Origin of the sequence: Nostoc sp., from assembly GCF_041747015.1 — a bacterium.
Classification (GTDB): domain Bacteria; phylum Cyanobacteriota; class Cyanobacteriia; order Cyanobacteriales; family Nostocaceae; genus Nostoc.
Genome location: NZ_JBGTFY010000327.1, coordinates 1 through 16,410 on the forward strand (window position 1 = coordinate 1; position 16,410 = coordinate 16,410).

Here is a 16,410-nt window from a genome sequence, read left to right on the forward strand (position 1 = left end):
ATGATTTTGGTTACCGTTATGGATGAAGCCATTTTTTACTATTCTCTCTGACTTGCATTTTGGACAGCTTAACTTCCCCTCACTCATACAACTCTCTCTACATACGCTTTACACTTATCCTTACATATTTGGCACTACCAAATAATCATAGAACCGGAGCATCAAACAGTTTTCTCTCCGACCAATTAATCTATAAACTCCATTGCTACTTCAGAGCGCCGCAGCCCCGTCCTGTACAATACTGTAATTGAAAGTTAAAAGCGATCGCACACAAGGTGACTCGCCGCATTGCCAATAACATTGCCCCCATTAATCCTCAGTTTCACCGATTGCCTGCAAGTGAGCTTTAGCCGCCGCTTGTTTTAGCGCTCCTTGAGTATAGCGCCCGTAGACTTTATCGCTTTTAATTCCCATCAACTCCTTGCCATACATTGGATCTACTCCTTTACGGGTAATGTTTGTGCCAAATTCATGCCGAAATCGGTGTGGTCGGATATCATCTACAGAAGCCATCGCCCCCAGCTTCTTTACCATTCTATAAAGCCCTTAATAACCTAGCCGCTCTCCTCAATGCTTCGGGTCTTGGCACAAAAACATTGGACTATCAGGCGTTGAAGCAAACGCCTCACTTTGCTGCATTCGCCATTCTAAATATACTTCTAGGTATTGCCGTGCTTCCTTGCTTAAGGGAACTTCACTGACGTTCTGCCCCTTGGAGCATTGCTGAATGTTTTAGAGCGCATAGCGTTCTGTTGAAAGGCTTTTTGCACAAATGAATAACTAGGTGGTAATATGGTGTAATAAAAGAACAATTCTCCTATGAGTAATATTGCCTGCCATGCTTGCTAGATCGAGTACCAAAAAGCAGTTATCTGTACCCGTTCAAGACTCGGATAAATGCGGTATGTCTCAACTAACCCCAGCAGCTTTGGGGATGGTTGCTGAATTTTTTAAGGTATTGTCTGAAGTTAGTCGGCTACAAATTGTTTGCTGTCTAAAATCTGGCTCTAAAAACGTAACTGAGATTATTGAGGAAACGGGATTAGGACAGGCAAATGTATCCAAGCACTTAAGGATGCTAACTCAAGCTGGTGTTGTTGCTCGCGAACAGCGTGGGGTATGCGTTTACTACAACATTGCTAATCCATTTTTGTTTGATCTTTGTGAAATGGTATGTGATGGCTTGTTAGTGCAAGTTGAGCAACAAAGTCAACAGTTGCAGATATTGGCAGCACTCCGCAAGCGCTGAACTTAATTAGAAAGCGCGATCGCTTGCACAACAAGTCACAAATAAGCAAGCACTAATCCTTTTAGCACTTACTTATTTGTAAACAAAAATATGAATTTGACTAAACTCTATAAGTTCACCGACGTACCAACTGATTAATTGGTTTTAGTAAATCTGCCTCAAACCCTTCTCCCTTCAGCATTCTGTTCCAGTAGAGCCAAGGCAACACGTGTACTTTAGCAAGATACATTGAGTAACGTTCTTGGGTAGGATCGAGAGGGAAAGAGGGAGCCAATTTACCACCATAGGCAAACTCTGCCATGATGGTGGAGTTGTAGCCCGTAATCAAAGGACAGCAGGTGTAACCGTCATATTTAGCTGTAGGTGGTCTAGATTGGATTAAAGACAGTAAATTCTGGACTGCGATTGGAGCTTCTTTACGGGCTGCTGCTGCGGTTTTGGAGGTTGGTAGAGAGGAAGCGTCACCTAATGCAAACACATTTGAATAGCGGGTATGTTGTAAGGTATCTTTATCAACATCTACCCAACCACCAGCATTAGAGACTGCTAGTGGACTCTGCTTAATAAAGTCTGGCGCGCTCATAGGTGGAGCGACATGAATCATATCATAGTGAATGCTGATTTCCTCTACGCCATTGTCTGTAGATACATCAAAAATAGCTTCTTGAGTATTCCCCTTAACTTCTTTAAGGTTGTGTTTAAACTTAGTAACAATGCCTCGCCGTTCCACAACTTTATCTAACGCAGCAGAATACTCTGGGACGGCAAACATAGATGTTCCAGCCGTACAAAACATGATTTTTGTATTGACTCCAATCCCGTTCTTACTCTTAAATGTATCGTCTGCCATGTACATGACTTTTTGAGGTGCGCCGCCACATTTAATTGGAGTTGCAGGGTAAGTAAAAATGGCAGTGCCACCTTTGAAATTTTTGATAGCTTCCCAGGTGTAGGGCGCATAGTCTTTGGAGTAATTGCTGGTGACTCCGTTATTGCCTAGTGCTTCTTTCAAACCCTTAATTAAGTGCCAATCAATTTGAATACCCGGACACAAAACTAGGTAATCGTATTCGATTTTGCTACCGTCTTCAATGAAGACGGTATTGTGGTCGGGGTCAAGTTTTGCAACACGAGCTTGAATCCATGTTGCCCCTTTGGGAATGACATCTTTTTCCTCTCGAGTGAACTTAGAAATAGGTGCAATACCACCACCCACTAACGTCCATCCTGGTTGATAGTGATGCTTGTCAGAAGGTTCGATAATAGCAATATCGAGCATACAATTTTGCTTGAGTAGTTGAGCTGCGACGGTAATGCCAGCCGCACCACCACCTACAATCACGACCTGATGATGTTTAATAGGTGGTGTAGTTGATGCATGGAGAGGAGTGGACTGAGTTGGTTGAGCTTTTTGAGCAGTAGATGACATGAGAAGTTCCTAAGTATGGACGAAACAAATTATCTAATATAAGTAATTAATATTATTAATTATACTACTAGATAGTAATATAATTGCCCTTGTGTAAAAGAAATTGAGGTGGCAACGGAAAAATATAAATCAAAAAAATACATAGCGTATTACTATATGGTAATATAATAAAAACTAGAGTTTCATTCCAGAAGCGTTTAGTTACGTCATCTAGCTTCCACATTTCATCATTATTAAAAAGGAGTTGAATGAATGCTGTTCCGTCAATTGTTCGATCAAGACACTTGGACTTATACCTACCTGCTCGCCGATTTCAACACCAAAGAAGCAGCGCTGATCGATCCAGTGGTTGAAAAAGTTGAGCGTGATTTCAAATTGCTTAATGAATTGGGGCTACGATTGAAATACTGTCTGGAAACCCACGTTCATGCCGATCATATTACAGGAACTGGAAAACTGCGCGAATTAACAGACTGTGAAGGTATTGTGCCAGAGAATGCCCAAGTTTCCTGCGCCAGTCGTTCGATTGCCGATAGAGAAATTTTGAAGGTTGGCGCAATTGGAATTCAAGCAATCGCCACACTGGGGCATACTGACAGTCATATGGCGTATTTTATCAATGGGGATAGAGTTTTGACAGGCGATGCGCTACTAATTCGGGGTTGTGGACGTACTGACTTTCAGAGCGGAGAGGCAGGTACTTTGTACGACTCAGTAACACAACGGTTGTTTTCTCTACCGGAGGAGACGCTTGTGTATCCCGCTCACGATTACCGAGGACACCTGGTTTCTACTATTGGAGAAGAAAAGCAATGGAATCCTCGCTTTGTTGGGCGCACAAGATCGCAGTTCATTGAGTTTATGAACAATTTGAACTTGCCCGATCCTAAAAAGATTATGGAAGCAGTACCCGCGAACGAGCGGTGCGGCAATGCGTTGATTGCTAAGTAAGCTTTGAAATTGATCTGTAGATGACTTGATAATAATTCGCCAACTTCAAGGAGTAAAAAATGCCTAAGAATATGGGATCGATCGATCGAGTAGTTCGGATTAGTGTTGCTGTTGCCATTGCAATTCTTTATTTTACAAAAACGATTAGTGGAATACTGGCAATTGTTTTAGGTATCGTTGCGATTGCTTTTCTAGCAACTAGCTTAATAAGTCGGTGTCCAATTTATCTACCGTTTGGTCTTTCTACTAAGCGTCGTCCATATTAATTTACCAATGAAACGTAACCAATAGTGAAGTTTGCGTAAGCTGTTAGGCATTTAGATTTTTTAACTAATCTAAGCCAGTATTGGGGTTCAGCCTCCTAAATACGCGGTTTAAAAAAGCAACAACTTAGGGAAAACTTACTTCAAATTAATTAGAGTAAGTTTTTATATAAAAGTTTTAAGTTTGCGAGGAACTAAGAATGCCTAGTGAATAAATCGTAATTCGTTAAATTTTTTGAGTTACCTCGTGAACTTGTGTTGATGAATTTGTCTGTGCAACTAGGAAACCATTAAGAAAATAAAATGACTAATAAATCTGATCCGCAATTGAAAAACTTTAAAGAATCGACACGCGATCAATTAAAAACTATTGAGGCACAAAAACTTAAACATTCGCTCGAACATAACTCTGTCATTTTAGTAGATGTTCGTGAACCCTCCGAACACGCCGGGGAAAAAATTATAGATTCTGTTTTGGTTCCCCTATCAAATTTCGATCCAGCTAAAGTGCCAATCGATCCTACTAAGCCTATAGTGCTTTACTGCCAAAGTGGCAAGCGCTCGGCTCAAGCGGCACAAAAGCTGATTTCAAGTGGAGTTGGCAAAGTGTATCACCTTGAAGGTGGACTTAATCAGTGGAAGCAAAAAGGCTACTCCACACAAGTTAATAAAAATGCTCCGATTAGCATGATGCGACAGGTGCAAATTGCCGCAGGGTTTTTTGTCTTTACAGGAACAGTGTTAGGAGCAATTATTTCTCCTTGGTTCTTGATTTTGAGTGGCTTCGTCGGAGCCGGATTAATGTTCGCCGGGATTACAAATACTTGTGCAATGGCAATGCTGCTTGCCAAACTACCTTACAACCAACGTGCTTAATGTCCAGGGGCGTTCAACCAAAACGTCCTATTTTTTGGAACAAGCGTCATGCTGACCTGGGTAATTGGATTATTTCTAGCCGTATGTATTGGCATCAGTCTGGGATTGTTAGGCGGTGGTGGTTCTATTCTGGCAGTGCCAATTTTAATCTATGTGATGGGGGTGTCTACAAAATCAGCGATTGCTATGAGCTTGATGATTGTAGGTTGCGTCAGTCTCATTGGGGCTATTCCTCATTGGCGTGCTAGAAACATTAACTTTAAAAATGCCTTCATCTTCGGTGCTACGACCATGCTAGGCGCATTTTTAGGTGCTAAAGCTGCTGCAACTATACCCTTTATCACAGGAGCAGTGCAGATGGTGCTATTTGCAGGACTAATGTTAGTAGCAGCAGTATTGATGATTCGTCGTCAGGATACCTCCGCTCGACAAAGGTCTGAAATCATATCTTCATCCTCTACTAAAAGAAGTTCGCTCTGGCAATGGTTGCAAATTACTGTTAGTGGCGTAGGAGTAGGAATTTTGACTGGAGTAGTGGGCGTAGGAGGTGGATTTGCCATCGTTCCAGCATTAGTTTTATTACTTAAAACGCCTATGAAGGAAGCTGTTGGTACGTCTTTGGTAGTTATTGCCATGAACTCAGCTACTGGGTTTCTTGGCTACTTAGGTTATGTGGATCTAGATTGGAAGTTGATGCTTAGTTTTTTACTGACTGCCAGCGTTGGCATCTTTATAGGGGTATATCTAGGGCGGTTCGTATCTGCCAAACAGCTTCAAAAAGGATTTGGATTTTTCTTGCTGGCAATGTCAGTGTTTATTTTGTTTGAGAATCGACATGAGTTTAAGGGTTTGTGGTCTTTTATACCTGCTCCTCCACACTCAGTACGCTCCCAAACTTTATTAAAACGAACCCTTCATGAAACATCAATTCACTAAAAAAGGCAGCTTCTTTTTTCCACTCAATCAGTTTTTGAGCAGATATATTTCGGCGTTTGATTGGTTACTAAATTATCAATCTAAACATTTAGTTGGAGATATTACCGCCGGAATCATTGTTACAAGCCTGCTTATTCCCCAAAGTATGGCGTATGCGCTGTTGGCTGGCTTACCGCCCAAAATTGGACTATATGCCAGCCTCCTTCCTCCGATTATTTATCCTTTGTTAGGAACGAGCCGTGTTTTGGCAGTAGGTCCGGTTGCGGTTGATTCCCTAATGGTCGCGGCAGCGATCGCCCAGTTCGCCCCCCAAGACACCCCACGATATCTTTCTTTAGCGCTGACCCTCGCCTTCTTAGTTGGCATTATTGAAATAGGAATGGGAGTATTGCGGTTAGGATTTCTCGTAAATTTTCTCAGTCGTTCGGTAATTTCTGGTTTCATTAGTGGTGCTGCTGTTATTATTGCCTTCAGTCAGGTCAAGCATTTGTTTGGCTTAAAAATTCCAGCAACTGAATCTTTTTTTGAGCTATTGGCATTAATTGTAAACAAGCTTCCTCAAACTAATATAATGACTCTAGCTTTGGGAGTAGGGAGTGTGGGGATTTTATTTTACTTCAATAATCCTCTAATTAAACAACTCAAACGCCTCCATTGGAGCGACCAAAACATTCTGCCAATATCTAAAAGTGCGCCGCTTTTGGTAGTCATTTTAGGAACGCTACTGGTATGGGCGTTCCAGCTAGACAAGATAGCTGAAATCAAGATTGTAGGAGAAATTCCTGCCGGACTACCTTCTTTTACCTTACCATTATTGGACTTGCAAACCCTACAATCGTTACTCCCGGCTGCACTGGCGATAAGTTTGGTTGGCTACATGGAAGGTTTTGCTGGAGGACAGGCATTAGCAAGCAAACGACGGGAAAAGATTAATGCCAATCAAGAGTTAGTGGGATTTGGCGCAGCAAATATTGGGGCAGCATTTACAGGAGGATATCCTGTGACAGGTGGCTTGAGCCGTTCCGTTGTTAATTATGCCGCCGGAGCCAATACTGGATTAGCATCCATTATTACCGGACTGCTAATTGCAGTCACGGTAATGTTTCTCACATCACTATTTTATTTCTTACCGCAAACTTGTTTAGCTGCCATCATCATTACTGCCGTTTATAAACTGATTGATTTTGCAACGCTTAAGCGGATGTGGGTGTATGACAAAGCTGATGCGATCGCTTGGCTCGCAACGTTTGCAACGGTATTGGTCTTAGGTGTAGAGAAAGGAATTATTTTGGGGGCGGCGATCGCCTTGGGGTTGCATCTCTGGCGTACTAGCAAACCACATATTGCCATCGTTGGGCGCTTAGGGGATTCAGAACACTTCCGCAATGAGTTGCGTTATCCTGTTCAAACCAGTCCTCAGGTCTTAGCTGTGCGGGTGGATGAAAGTCTTTACTTTGCAAATGCTAAATATCTAGAGAATTTCCTTACTCAAGCGATCGCCGATCGTCTCGAAGTGACGACTATTTTATTAGTTTGTAGTGCAGTCAATGCGATCGATGCAAGCGCTTTAGAAATCCTTGAAGCATTAGTGGCGGATCTCAAAAGCTTAAAGATTGAATTTTATCTATGTGAGGTGAAAGGACCTGTAATGGACAAACTCAACAAAATTGGCTTTGTTGACTATTTGGGTGAAGACCATATTTTCTTAACGACAGACCAGGCGATGCGAACTTTGGCAGGGATTTAAGCGATCGCAACGATAATAAAATTACGATCGCTTAAATCCTAAATGAGTTACAAGTTAAACAAATTTAGAGGTTAATTTATGGATTTTCTATCGAATACTGTTGCCTTATCGCGGATGCAGTTCGCATTGACGGCTACCTTTCATATGCTGTGGCCCGTCTTAACTACCGGGATGGGAATTTATCTAGTTATCGTTGAGGGACTGTGGCTGAAAACGCGCAACTCCGATTATTACTATCATGCTCGTTTCTGGGCAAAACTCTATGTTCTCAACTTTGGTATTGGTGTCGCCACAGGCTTACCGATGGAGTTTCAGTTTGGCACGAACTGGGCCCCATTTTCCGAAGCGGTAGGCGATTTTTTTGGCAGTATTTTGGGCTTCGAGGCTTCAATGGCATTTATGCTGGAAGCCGGATTCTTGGGGATCATGCTGTTTGGCTGGGAACGGGTAAATCCTAAAATTCATTACTTCGCTACGATCATGGTTGCCTTCGGCGCAAACCTCTCCACCTTCTGGATTTTGGCAGCAAATTCCTGGTTGCAAACCCCAGCAGGCGGAGAAATTGTGAACGGAAAGTTTGTGGTTGATGATTACTTTAAAGCAATCTTGAATCCCTTTATGTTCCACAGCGTTTCGCATATGTTTTTTGCTACGCTAGAAACCTCTCTATTTGTCATCGGCGGTATCAGCGCTTGGTATATTCTCAACAACCGTCATGAAGCGTTTTTTGCCCGATCGCTCAAAATTGTTTTAGCCGCCGCGATCGCCGTCACCCCGTTGCAAATTTATATCGGACACCTTAGCGCCGAGCAAGTGGCTCACTACCAGCCTACCAAATTAGCAGCAATGGAAGCCAAGTGGGAAACGAGTCCTGCTGGACAACCAGCACCCTGGAGCGTAGTTGCATTGCCCAATAATAAGACCGAGCAAAACGACTGGGAACTTTCGATCCCAAACGGCTTAGGCTACATTTTAGAATTTAAGAAAAATCTATCTGAACCCGTTTTAGGACTAAAAGAGTGGAAACTTGAAGACCGTCCCCAGATGGTGGGTTTGATTTATTACGCCTTCCGGATTATGAGCGGGATTGGCTTTTTCCTAGCAGGATTGATGGGTATCAGCGTAATTCAATGGTTGCGGGGTAAGTTGTCTCCAGAAGCAATCGCCCAGCAGAAATGGTTGCTACGAATCTGGATACTGGCAGCGCCCTTGGGCTATATTGCAGTCGAGTCGGGTTGGATTGTGCGCTGTGTAGGACGGCAACCCTGGGTAGTTTATGGACAAATTCGCACAGCAGATGGGGTTTCTCACTTGCCTCCTAGCCAAGTTCTGACTTCTTTGCTGGTCTTTATTGGTATTTATACTACCCTATTTATCTGTGCCTTGTTTTTTGGAAGCCGCATTATCCGTCAAGGGCCTAACCTAAATCTGCCAGTTCCAGGCATCGAAAGTCAACCTGCGGTTGAGACTGAACCTGCTGAATTTATACCAGATCAACGTCCTGTCGAGGCACAACAATAGCTTTATGGAAAATTTAGAACACTTTTTGGCGCAAGTCTGGTTTGTTATCTTGGCTCTGTTCTTATTTCTTTACGTGATGCTAGACGGGTTTGATCTGGGGGTCGGCATCCTGTCGCTAACCAGTTCTGACGAGGATCGACGGAGCATTTTAATGACAAGTCTGGGAAATATTTGGGATGCTAATGAAACTTGGCTAGTGCTGATGGGAGGTGCGCTATTTGGGGCATTCCCGCTTGCCTACGGCACTATTCTAAATGCGCTTTACATTCCCATCTTTGGTATGCTTTTTGGCTTAATTTTTCGGGCAGTGGCGTTTGAGTTTCGAGAACATTCGACAAATAAAGTGTTTTGGAATGTGGCGTTTGGCGTAGGGAGTTTCATGGCAGCCTTGTTCCAAGGGTTTGCCTTGGGTAGCATTTTGGAAGGGATTACAGTTGATGAAGCCGGACACTTTATTGGTGGAATGTGGGACTGGCTTGATTGGCGGTCGCTCTTAGTTTCCCTGACGCTGATTCAGGGCTATGTCCTAATTGGTTCCACTTATCTCATTTTAAAAACTGAAGGAGAACTTCAAACGTCCCATTACCGCACTGCCAAACTTGCAGCTTGGACGACGCTGTTAGGTGCAATTTCAATTACAATCGCCACCCCTGTTGTGTACGAAAATGCTAGAGTAAAGCTATTTCACCAGCCAGAAGTGTACCTGTTTGCACTGATTCCAGTGCTGGGTATGCTACTAATTGGATTGTTGATTAGAAGCCTGAACCATGAAGAAGAAACTACTCCCCTCCTTTGGACAGTGCTGCTTTTCCTACTTAGCTTTGTGGGACTAGGACTTGTCGTTTTTCCCTATATCATCCCTCCGAGTATCACCATTTATCAAGCAGCCGCAGCACCGAGTGCGTTAGTGTTCATGATCGTCTTTATTGGCTTCTTGATTCCGATTATGTTATTTTACAACATTTACAATTACATTGTGTTTCGAGGGAAAGTCGCAGGCACACAATATGGAGAGTAAGCTTTACTAACGAGACTTCAAACTTCTGGGAGTCGAAGTTGGAGCTATTGCTTCCCGATCGCGAACTAGCAACAAGGAAATACTGAGTATTCCTAGAACGATGACGACTCCGGTCATGATCCAAACAGTGAAACGACTTGATCGGTAATCGCCTCGTTCAATTTGTTGGAAGACCTGGTTGTACCGCCAAGCCGCGAGAGCAATGACTGCGATACCAAAAACGACCAAACTGATGCCCAGGTTCTCCAGAGTTAAAAATTGGGTTCGCGGGTATTTCTTGGTGAGTAATCGCGACCCTAAGCTGACGCAAAAATAGACCAAAACGGGCGATTGCAAAGCCAAACCCTATCAAGGCAACAGAGGTACGAAGCCATGCCAAAAATGTGCGCTCGTTCGCCTGATGTTCGCGTTTGCGAGCATTAGGTTTTTGAAACCTAATACGCTCTGTTAACTTAGGATCGTGACTTAAATAGTCTGTAAATCTGAGGTTAGGTAGGGACATGGCATTGCCATGTCCCTACCTAGAGAACTGCACCTTATGCGATCCTTAACACGAACATAAGCTGAATAGGACTAAGCTGAAACAGACTCTAGCTGCTGAATTGGCAACTTAGCTGTTTTCCAGGCAATCCAAGAACCAGTAATATTGATCACGTTCTCAAACCCGTGCTTCTGCAAGAGACTAGCAGCTAGAGAAGCTCGGTAGCCGCTGCCACAATAAGTCGCGATCACTTGGTTTTTATCCAACTGATCGAGATGTTCTTCTAGGTGAGCCACAAAGATATGTTTAGCTCCAGGGACAAACCCCTTTTGATATTCATCATCACCCCGCACATCAAGCACCGTGAGATTAGGATCGTCTTTTCGTTGATTTAATTCCTGTACCGTCCACTCACCCAAATGTTTCAGGGGTAGCCCAGCATTCTGCCAGCTTGTCATCCCATCATGCAAATAGCCTGCTAAGTTGTCATAGCCGAGTCGGAAAAGCTGCTCTGTAACCAGCCTCACATCCCGTTCGCTTTCAACCACAACCAGCAGTGACTGCTCTGGTTTGACCATCCAACCAACCCAGCTTGGAAACTCCGGACGCAGGGCGATGTTTATTGCGCCCGGAATATGTCCACCACCAAAGGCAAGAATCGAGCGAGCATCAATGACTACGGTATTATCATCCTGCATTTTCTGCTGAAATTCTCTAGGTGTAAGGGGTGGCAGCGTGGGAAGACAGCCCACAATCGGCGCGCCTTTGGCGTTTACCTTTTTGAGCCGAGCATAATGACGTGGCGGTTCTGGCATTTCACTCATAATCCACTCAACAAATTCTGCCTCCAAACGTTCCTTAAGCGCGGGGTTAAAAAGGCGCTCGTTGCCGATCGTGCTTTGTCTGCGATCGCCAATAGACTTACCACAGGAAGACCCCGCACCATGACAGGGATAAACCTCAATGCGATCGCCCAACGGCAACATTTTGTCAAACAGACTATGATAAAGCTGCGCTGCTAACTTTTGCTCAGTGCCGCCGCCTAGCAAGTCAGGACGACCCACATCCAAGTTAAACAGTGTATCGCCTGTAAACAGACCAAATGGTTCTTCACCCTGTTTTGAGTCATAAATTAGCAGTGAAATGTGTTCAGGAGTGTGACCTGGCGTATGCAAAGCGCGCAGTGTGACACTGCCAAGCTTTAGCTCGTCACCTTCCTGAAGCTGATGCAATTCAAACTGGTAGTCATCCGTTTTGCCACCGTAGATCGGAACATTCATCCGAGCTTTCAATTCATGAGTACCGGACACAAAATCAGCGTGAATGTGGGTTTCGACACTAGCAATTAATCTCACGCCCAGTTCTCTAGCTCTTTGCAAGTAAACATCTACATCTCGACGCGGATCGATTATGGCTGCCACTCCTGCCTTATCGTCACCGACAATATACGATAACTGTGCCAGTCCCTCAACGTTAATTTGCTCTAAAACCAATGCCATAAAGCCTCCATCAGGGTTTTGTTTTGTTTGTACTGGATACTGGCTCTAGTTGCAACTGAACCGTTTGACCTTTTTGCCACGCATCAGCACCAGCTTGAATTTGGGGTTTTGGAATATTTGCTCGATTCTGTTTCTTGTCCTCAGGGATAATTCATCTAAGAAAGAAAAAGTATTAGAATGATTGGATAAATGAGTTGGGGGCTAGAGATGGGAAGCAACTTAATCCAGTCACTTCAGAACATTAGAGATTTCCGTGCAGTACATGGTAGACGTTATCCACTATGGCTAATCATGCTGCTGGTCATCATGGGAATAATGAGTGGTTGTAGCAGCTATCACGCATTAGAAGACTTTGGAGTACGTCACTATGAAGCATTATGCGAGAAATTAGGGTTAACGCTGAACCGACTACCATCAGACACGACGTTTCGGCGTGTCCTACAAAAATTAGATTTTGCCTTGTTAGCGCAGCAGTTTGAGCAGTGGGCAAAGGATAATATGAATATGGAGCCAGGTGAGGGGATAGCCATTGATGGCAAAAGTATCAAAAGCACAGTGGGTCAAAGTGATACAGGCTACCACTCCTTCGTGAATATGGTTTCAGTTTATAGCCAACGGCAAGGTGTAGTGTTAGCTCTGCAAGCATTTGAGTCCAAAAGTACCAGTGAGTTAAAGGTAGTGCAGAAACTGCTCGAAGCATTGGCGCTGCAAGATGTGGTGGTGACACTGGATGCCTTGCACTGCCAAAAAAAACTACACAGTTAATTGTTGAGCATGGCAACGATTATGTGATTACCGTCAAGGGTAATCAACCCAAGCTATTTCACCAACTACAAGCCACTTGCGGAGAAAATCAGCCTACTGAGCGGTTTACTGATGTTGAAAAATCCCGTAACCGTGTCACCTGCCGCATCGTCAGTGTATTCGATGACATCAGTAAAATTGACAGCGACTGGTCAGGGATTAACCGCCTTGTCCAAGTAGACCGGATTGGCATTCGTCAGGGGCAGCATTATCAACAAACTAATTATTACATCAGTTCTTTAACTACTTCTGCTGCCCACTTTGCTCAAATTATTCGCGGACACTGGGGAATTGAAAACCGCTTGCATTGGGTTAAAGATGTCGTGTTCCAAGAAGATACATTACCCTTGCAACATCATAATGCTGCCAGTAATTGGTCGTTGCTCCGCAATATCGTTATTAATCTTGCTCGTCAACACGGCTATGATTCCCTGACTAAGGCTCAACGATTTCTCTCCCATAATATCCCTCAACTATTTTCCCTTCTGCAATGAATTATCCCTGGTTTCTTGTCCTCAGTAGAAATGTTAAACCGCTTGTCACGGTCTTGCACAAGAGCAGGCTTGATTTGCCCGTCCGCTGTGAATCCCATCATTAGTGCTGGATGTCCGAGCGGCAGATTCATGTTTGGCTGCTCTGTATGCCAGGTATGCCATGTCTTACCATACGTTGAAGCAAGTTTTTCCATGAATTCATGTTCAGCGACATCAGGAATGCCAGGGGCAATAAGTTGACCTGACTTCACCTCAAAAACATGACTGTGCCACAACTTCTTCTCTTCGGCAGGTAAAGTCTTGAATATCTTCTCGCTGACGATGTACTCAACACCCATCAGCCGTGCGTTCTTACCATTGCCTTCATAAATCGTGCATTGATTGAGGTCTTCATTGACTTCCGTACAGTAGTGATGAGCCTCTATCTGTCTATTCATATCTCCGTTATGGAAGTGAAATCCATCCATATAAACGTTGATGGCATCAAGCGGTGCTTCGTTTTGCAGCAGCGCCGTACCCGTTTCTAACGTTTGGGTCTTAACCGACTTTTCCTCGCCTGGAGGGGTTACATTAGAAGTATTACTGCCTCCGCACGCTAATAGCATATTAATAAGAAGGATAGTCACAAAAAAGAGGGAAATCAGAAAGGATGGTATTTTGGGTAGTCTCATCAGCAGTGCCTCTCTGTAGGATTGCTTACCGAGAAAAATGACATATTTAACTCGCTTTAGCGTGTTCTGAGACGTAACGCTCGAAGAACTGCTTCATTTGGGGGCTGGAATCACAATCGAATCCCATCTGTTTCCCCTTTTGCATTGCTTCGTTCGCAGTCATTCCTTGCTGAATAGCAACGTACATCAACGTCATCGCCCCAGAACGGATTCCGCTTTTGCAGTGAATGAGAGCAGGTTTGGGTAATTGGTCAATTTCTTGAAGGACTTGATCCGCTAGTTCATTACTCATGCCATCTGGCTTAACCGGAACATTGATGTATTTGAGTCCTGCAATTTCTGCCTGTTGCTGCTCGTCACTCAAAAAACCTTCTTCTTCAGGCGATCGCAAATTTAGGACTGACTTGAATCCTTCTTGCACTGCTTGCTGCAACTGCTCTGGTGTTACTTGACTCATCGCAACAGCTAATTGATCGTTGATTCTCTTGACGTTTTCCATAGGTTTCCTGGCTGTTTACTTATTACCATATTACTAACTGATAATATGGTAGCATCTAACTTTAGAAAGAGCTTCTTGTTAAACAAGTATGATTGACCCTACACCTCAAGTGCTGTTACCTGTTGCTGATTACTTCAAAGTGTTGTCAGAAGTGAGTCGGCTGCAAGTTTTGTGCTGTCTCAAGACTGGTGCTAAAAACGTAACGGAAATTATTGCAGCGACTGGCTTAGGTCAGGCAAATGTCTCCAAACACCTAAAACTGTTAGTGCAAGCAGGCATGGTGACTCGCCATCCAGAAGGAATCAATGTGTACTGTCAGATATCAGATCCTATGATTTTTGAGATCTGCGAATTGGTGTGCGATCGCCTAGCTATCCGGTTACAAGAGCAAACCGAACAATTAGAACAACTCAAATCGCTCCGCCATTAGCCTCCAAATGTAATGCGGAGACTGCATTCCGAGTGCGGGGGTTATCGTCAGCACTCGTTTCGGCTGCGACCGACCGTCTCCCTTGATTTCATTAGCTAGGATCGAAAAGGACATATAAACGAAGGTGAGCGCGTCACATCTGTAGCGGTTGTGTTGCAAAAAATGGTAGGGTAAATAATTTTACTAGAGAAAAATATTTTGCCTATCTCTAATGAATCTTAAAGCTCCATTCAAATGGCGGCATTACCAGTCTGAAATTATCTTGTAGTGTGTTTGTGGTATCTCAGTTATCCGCTTTCATATCGCCAAGTAATGGAGATGGTTAAGGAAAGGGGATTAGATATCCATTACACCAGCGTGTTCCTTGTAGAAATTTGTCGCATAAATAGAGCCATAGAAGTATTGCAACAGCCCAAAACTCTCAGTAGCGAGGACGTGCTACCAGGATTTGTTTTGCGGTTGCAAAAAGTTTGGATGATTTTATAGTAACGATAGACGAGATATTCAGAAGCGATCGCGCAGAGGAAAACTAGCTGTTTTACGAATAGTACCGTATTAATCCTCTGTTTCGCCGATCGCCTGCAAGTAAGCCTTAGCCGCAGCTTGTTTCAGCGCTCCTTGAGTATAGCGCCCGTAGACTCTATCGCTTTTAATCCCCATCAACTCCTTTCCATACATTGGGTCTACGCCTTTACGGGTGATGCTCGTACCAAATTCATGCCGAAAGCGGTGTGGTCTAATGTCGTCTACTTGGGCGATCGCCCCCAACTTCTTTACCATTCTGTATAGCCCCTTGTAACCCAGCCTCTCCCCTCGGTGCTTCGGGTCTTGGCATAAAAACATTGGACTATCAGGAGTTGGAGCAAACGCTTCACCTTGATGATGCCGCCATTCTAGATATGCTTCTAGATATTGCCGAGCTTCCTTGCTTAAAGGTATTTCACTCACGTTCTGCCCTTTAGAGCGATGAACGGTCAGCCTTTTACCGTTCCAGTGGTTGACGTTAAGCACTGATAATTCTGAAGCCCTTAATCCGTGACTAAGCAGAGCGACAATCGCGCGATCGCGTATCCGAGTCGCTCCCTCCGTAAACAGCGCGTGCCAAACATCAGCTAGATCCTCTTTGTCAATGTGCAGGTCTTGTGGCTCCTCTACTCGTTCTAGCCCAATTGCATCCGTCGGCAGGGGTTGGTTCACCGGATACCCATTACTGCGCCGTAACCATTGATAAAATGCTCGTAACGTATTGAGGGCATGGTTAATAGAAGCAGGTTTAAGTTCTTGCTGCTTCAACTCCCGCCGATACTTGCCGATATCACTAGGAGTTACATCTAGCCAAGATTTGTTGCACCAGGCGCTAAAATTCTTTAGTTGTCGCTTGTAAGCGCGCTGCGTATTATTTGCCTTACCCGTCTGCCGCAAAAACTCCTCAATTTGCCAGTGGCGCATATCTGCCGGAGCATCTTTAGTGGAAGGCGATCGCTGCTGCTTTTCGCCATCAAGAGGAACGATGGTAATGGGTAGAATTGGCTTTTGAGATGT

At 44.1% G+C, this 16,410-nt stretch carries 17 protein-coding genes and 2 pseudogenes; 12 read left to right on the forward strand and 7 right to left on the reverse strand.

The genetic code is table 11. The features are described 5' to 3' along the window. Positions 1-309 precede the first annotated feature (309 nt). Positions 310-534: a tyrosine-type recombinase/integrase gene (locus ACEW80_RS26445; protein WP_373529452.1), complete on the reverse strand. Its 225-nt coding sequence runs from the start codon at positions 532-534 to the stop codon at positions 310-312. Between the two features lie 370 nt (positions 535-904). Here ACEW80_RS26445 and ACEW80_RS26450 point away from each other — a divergent pair, with 370 nt between their 5' ends. Next, positions 905-1,249, forward strand: a complete 345-nt coding sequence (locus ACEW80_RS26450; RefSeq protein ID WP_373529453.1) for an ArsR/SmtB family transcription factor — start codon at positions 905-907, stop codon at positions 1,247-1,249. Between the two features lie 115 nt (positions 1,250-1,364). Here ACEW80_RS26450 and ACEW80_RS26455 read toward each other — a convergent pair whose 3' ends face one another. After that, positions 1,365-2,678 carry an FAD-dependent oxidoreductase gene (locus ACEW80_RS26455; RefSeq protein WP_373529454.1) on the reverse strand — a complete coding sequence of 438 codons (1,314 nt, stop codon included), beginning with the start codon at positions 2,676-2,678 and terminating at the stop codon, positions 1,365-1,367. Positions 2,679-2,930: 252 nt separating this feature from the next. Between ACEW80_RS26455 and ACEW80_RS26460 the strand changes: the two genes are divergently transcribed. The 7 genes from ACEW80_RS26460 (at position 2,931) to cydB (ending at position 9,990) form a co-directional block, all read left to right on the forward strand. Continuing rightward, the gene (locus ACEW80_RS26460) at positions 2,931-3,629 is read left to right on the forward strand and encodes an MBL fold metallo-hydrolase (RefSeq protein ID WP_373529455.1); all 699 of its coding nucleotides are present in this window, start codon (positions 2,931-2,933) and stop codon (positions 3,627-3,629) included. A gap of 71 nt (positions 3,630-3,700) precedes the next feature. Continuing rightward, on the forward strand, positions 3,701-3,895 hold the full coding sequence (locus ACEW80_RS26465; protein ID WP_373529456.1) for a DUF2892 domain-containing protein: 195 nt from the start codon (positions 3,701-3,703) through the stop codon (positions 3,893-3,895). Positions 3,896-4,195: 300 nt separating this feature from the next. Next, entirely contained in the window at positions 4,196-4,768 is a 573-nt protein-coding gene (locus ACEW80_RS26470) for a rhodanese-like domain-containing protein (RefSeq protein ID WP_373529457.1), read from the forward strand. A gap of 51 nt (positions 4,769-4,819) precedes the next feature. After that, a complete protein-coding gene (locus ACEW80_RS26475; protein ID WP_373529468.1) occupies positions 4,820-5,704 on the forward strand; it encodes a sulfite exporter TauE/SafE family protein in 885 nt (294 codons plus the stop codon). Further along, the gene (locus tag ACEW80_RS26480) at positions 5,685-7,451 is read left to right on the forward strand and encodes a SulP family inorganic anion transporter (RefSeq protein WP_373529458.1); all 1,767 of its coding nucleotides are present in this window, start codon (positions 5,685-5,687) and stop codon (positions 7,449-7,451) included. The genes ACEW80_RS26475 and ACEW80_RS26480 overlap by 20 nt, the downstream gene beginning before the upstream one ends. Positions 7,452-7,529: 78 nt before the next feature. Next, the gene (locus tag ACEW80_RS26485; RefSeq protein ID WP_373529459.1) at positions 7,530-8,972 is read left to right on the forward strand and encodes a cytochrome ubiquinol oxidase subunit I; all 1,443 of its coding nucleotides are present in this window, start codon (positions 7,530-7,532) and stop codon (positions 8,970-8,972) included. Positions 8,973-8,976: 4 nt separating this feature from the next. After that, positions 8,977-9,990, forward strand: coding sequence for a cytochrome d ubiquinol oxidase subunit II (gene cydB, locus ACEW80_RS26490; RefSeq protein ID WP_373529460.1), 1,014 nt, complete (start codon positions 8,977-8,979; stop codon positions 9,988-9,990). A 6-nt stretch (positions 9,991-9,996) separates the two neighbouring features. On the opposite strand, the pseudogene ACEW80_RS26495 reads toward cydB, so the two are convergent. Both ACEW80_RS26495 and ACEW80_RS26500 read right to left on the reverse strand, forming a co-directional pair. Further along, a pseudogene (locus ACEW80_RS26495) lies at positions 9,997-10,429 on the reverse strand (YidH family protein). A gap of 134 nt (positions 10,430-10,563) precedes the next feature. Then, positions 10,564-11,970: a rhodanese-like domain-containing protein gene (locus ACEW80_RS26500; protein WP_373529461.1), complete on the reverse strand. Its 1,407-nt coding sequence runs from the start codon at positions 11,968-11,970 to the stop codon at positions 10,564-10,566. Between the two features lie 207 nt (positions 11,971-12,177). Here ACEW80_RS26500 and ACEW80_RS26505 point away from each other — a divergent pair, with 207 nt between their 5' ends. Both ACEW80_RS26505 and ACEW80_RS26510 read left to right on the forward strand, forming a co-directional pair. Further along, a complete protein-coding gene (locus tag ACEW80_RS26505; RefSeq protein ID WP_373529462.1) occupies positions 12,178-12,735 on the forward strand; it encodes an ISAs1 family transposase in 558 nt (185 codons plus the stop codon). Positions 12,736-12,746: 11 nt separating this feature from the next. Then, positions 12,747-13,268 (forward strand): annotated as a pseudogene (locus ACEW80_RS26510) (ISAs1 family transposase); the annotation flags it as partial. On the opposite strand, the gene ACEW80_RS26515 reads toward ACEW80_RS26510, so the two are convergent. After that, a complete protein-coding gene (locus tag ACEW80_RS26515; protein WP_373529463.1) occupies positions 13,244-13,939 on the reverse strand; it encodes an OBAP family protein in 696 nt (231 codons plus the stop codon). The pseudogene ACEW80_RS26510 and the gene ACEW80_RS26515 sit on opposite strands and share 25 nt — an antisense overlap. 46 nt (positions 13,940-13,985) lie before the next feature. Continuing rightward, on the reverse strand, positions 13,986-14,438 hold the full coding sequence (locus ACEW80_RS26520) for a beta-lactamase hydrolase domain-containing protein (RefSeq protein WP_373529464.1): 453 nt from the start codon (positions 14,436-14,438) through the stop codon (positions 13,986-13,988). 88 nt (positions 14,439-14,526) lie between these two features. Between ACEW80_RS26520 and ACEW80_RS26525 the strand changes: the two genes are divergently transcribed. Together ACEW80_RS26525 and ACEW80_RS26530 are read left to right on the forward strand one after the other, a co-directional pair. After that, entirely contained in the window at positions 14,527-14,868 is a 342-nt protein-coding gene (locus tag ACEW80_RS26525) for an ArsR/SmtB family transcription factor (RefSeq protein WP_373529465.1), read from the forward strand. A gap of 318 nt (positions 14,869-15,186) precedes the next feature. Further along, positions 15,187-15,354 carry a hypothetical protein gene (locus tag ACEW80_RS26530; RefSeq protein WP_373529466.1) on the forward strand — a complete coding sequence of 56 codons (168 nt, stop codon included), beginning with the start codon at positions 15,187-15,189 and terminating at the stop codon, positions 15,352-15,354. A 69-nt stretch (positions 15,355-15,423) separates the two neighbouring features. On the opposite strand, the gene ACEW80_RS26535 is transcribed toward ACEW80_RS26530, so the two are convergent. Then, a partial coding sequence (locus ACEW80_RS26535; RefSeq protein WP_373529467.1) for a tyrosine-type recombinase/integrase occupies positions 15,424-16,410 on the reverse strand: 987 nt, incomplete at its 5' end.

Coding starts and splice junctions, on each gene's coding strand:
- ACEW80_RS26520 (WP_373529464.1), bottom strand. CDS start 14,438: ATGGAAAACGTCAAGAGAATCAACGATCAATTAGCTGTTGCGATGAGT.
- ACEW80_RS26500 (WP_373529461.1), bottom strand. CDS start 11,970: ATGGCATTGGTTTTAGAGCAAATTAACGTTGAGGGACTGGCACAGTTA.
- ACEW80_RS26525 (WP_373529465.1), top strand. CDS start 14,527: ATGATTGACCCTACACCTCAAGTGCTGTTACCTGTTGCTGATTACTTC.
- cydB (WP_373529460.1), top strand. CDS start 8,977: ATGGAAAATTTAGAACACTTTTTGGCGCAAGTCTGGTTTGTTATCTTG.
- ACEW80_RS26485 (WP_373529459.1), top strand. CDS start 7,530: ATGGATTTTCTATCGAATACTGTTGCCTTATCGCGGATGCAGTTCGCA.
- ACEW80_RS26450 (WP_373529453.1), top strand. CDS start 905: ATGTCTCAACTAACCCCAGCAGCTTTGGGGATGGTTGCTGAATTTTTT.
- ACEW80_RS26470 (WP_373529457.1), top strand. CDS start 4,196: ATGACTAATAAATCTGATCCGCAATTGAAAAACTTTAAAGAATCGACA.
- ACEW80_RS26530 (WP_373529466.1), top strand. CDS start 15,187: ATGGTTAAGGAAAGGGGATTAGATATCCATTACACCAGCGTGTTCCTT.
- ACEW80_RS26465 (WP_373529456.1), top strand. CDS start 3,701: ATGGGATCGATCGATCGAGTAGTTCGGATTAGTGTTGCTGTTGCCATT.
- ACEW80_RS26505 (WP_373529462.1), top strand. CDS start 12,178: ATGGGAAGCAACTTAATCCAGTCACTTCAGAACATTAGAGATTTCCGT.
- ACEW80_RS26515 (WP_373529463.1), bottom strand. CDS start 13,939: ATGAGACTACCCAAAATACCATCCTTTCTGATTTCCCTCTTTTTTGTG.
- ACEW80_RS26455 (WP_373529454.1), bottom strand. CDS start 2,678: ATGTCATCTACTGCTCAAAAAGCTCAACCAACTCAGTCCACTCCTCTC.
- ACEW80_RS26460 (WP_373529455.1), top strand. CDS start 2,931: ATGCTGTTCCGTCAATTGTTCGATCAAGACACTTGGACTTATACCTAC.
- ACEW80_RS26480 (WP_373529458.1), top strand. CDS start 5,685: ATGAAACATCAATTCACTAAAAAAGGCAGCTTCTTTTTTCCACTCAAT.
- ACEW80_RS26445 (WP_373529452.1), bottom strand. CDS start 534: ATGGTAAAGAAGCTGGGGGCGATGGCTTCTGTAGATGATATCCGACCA.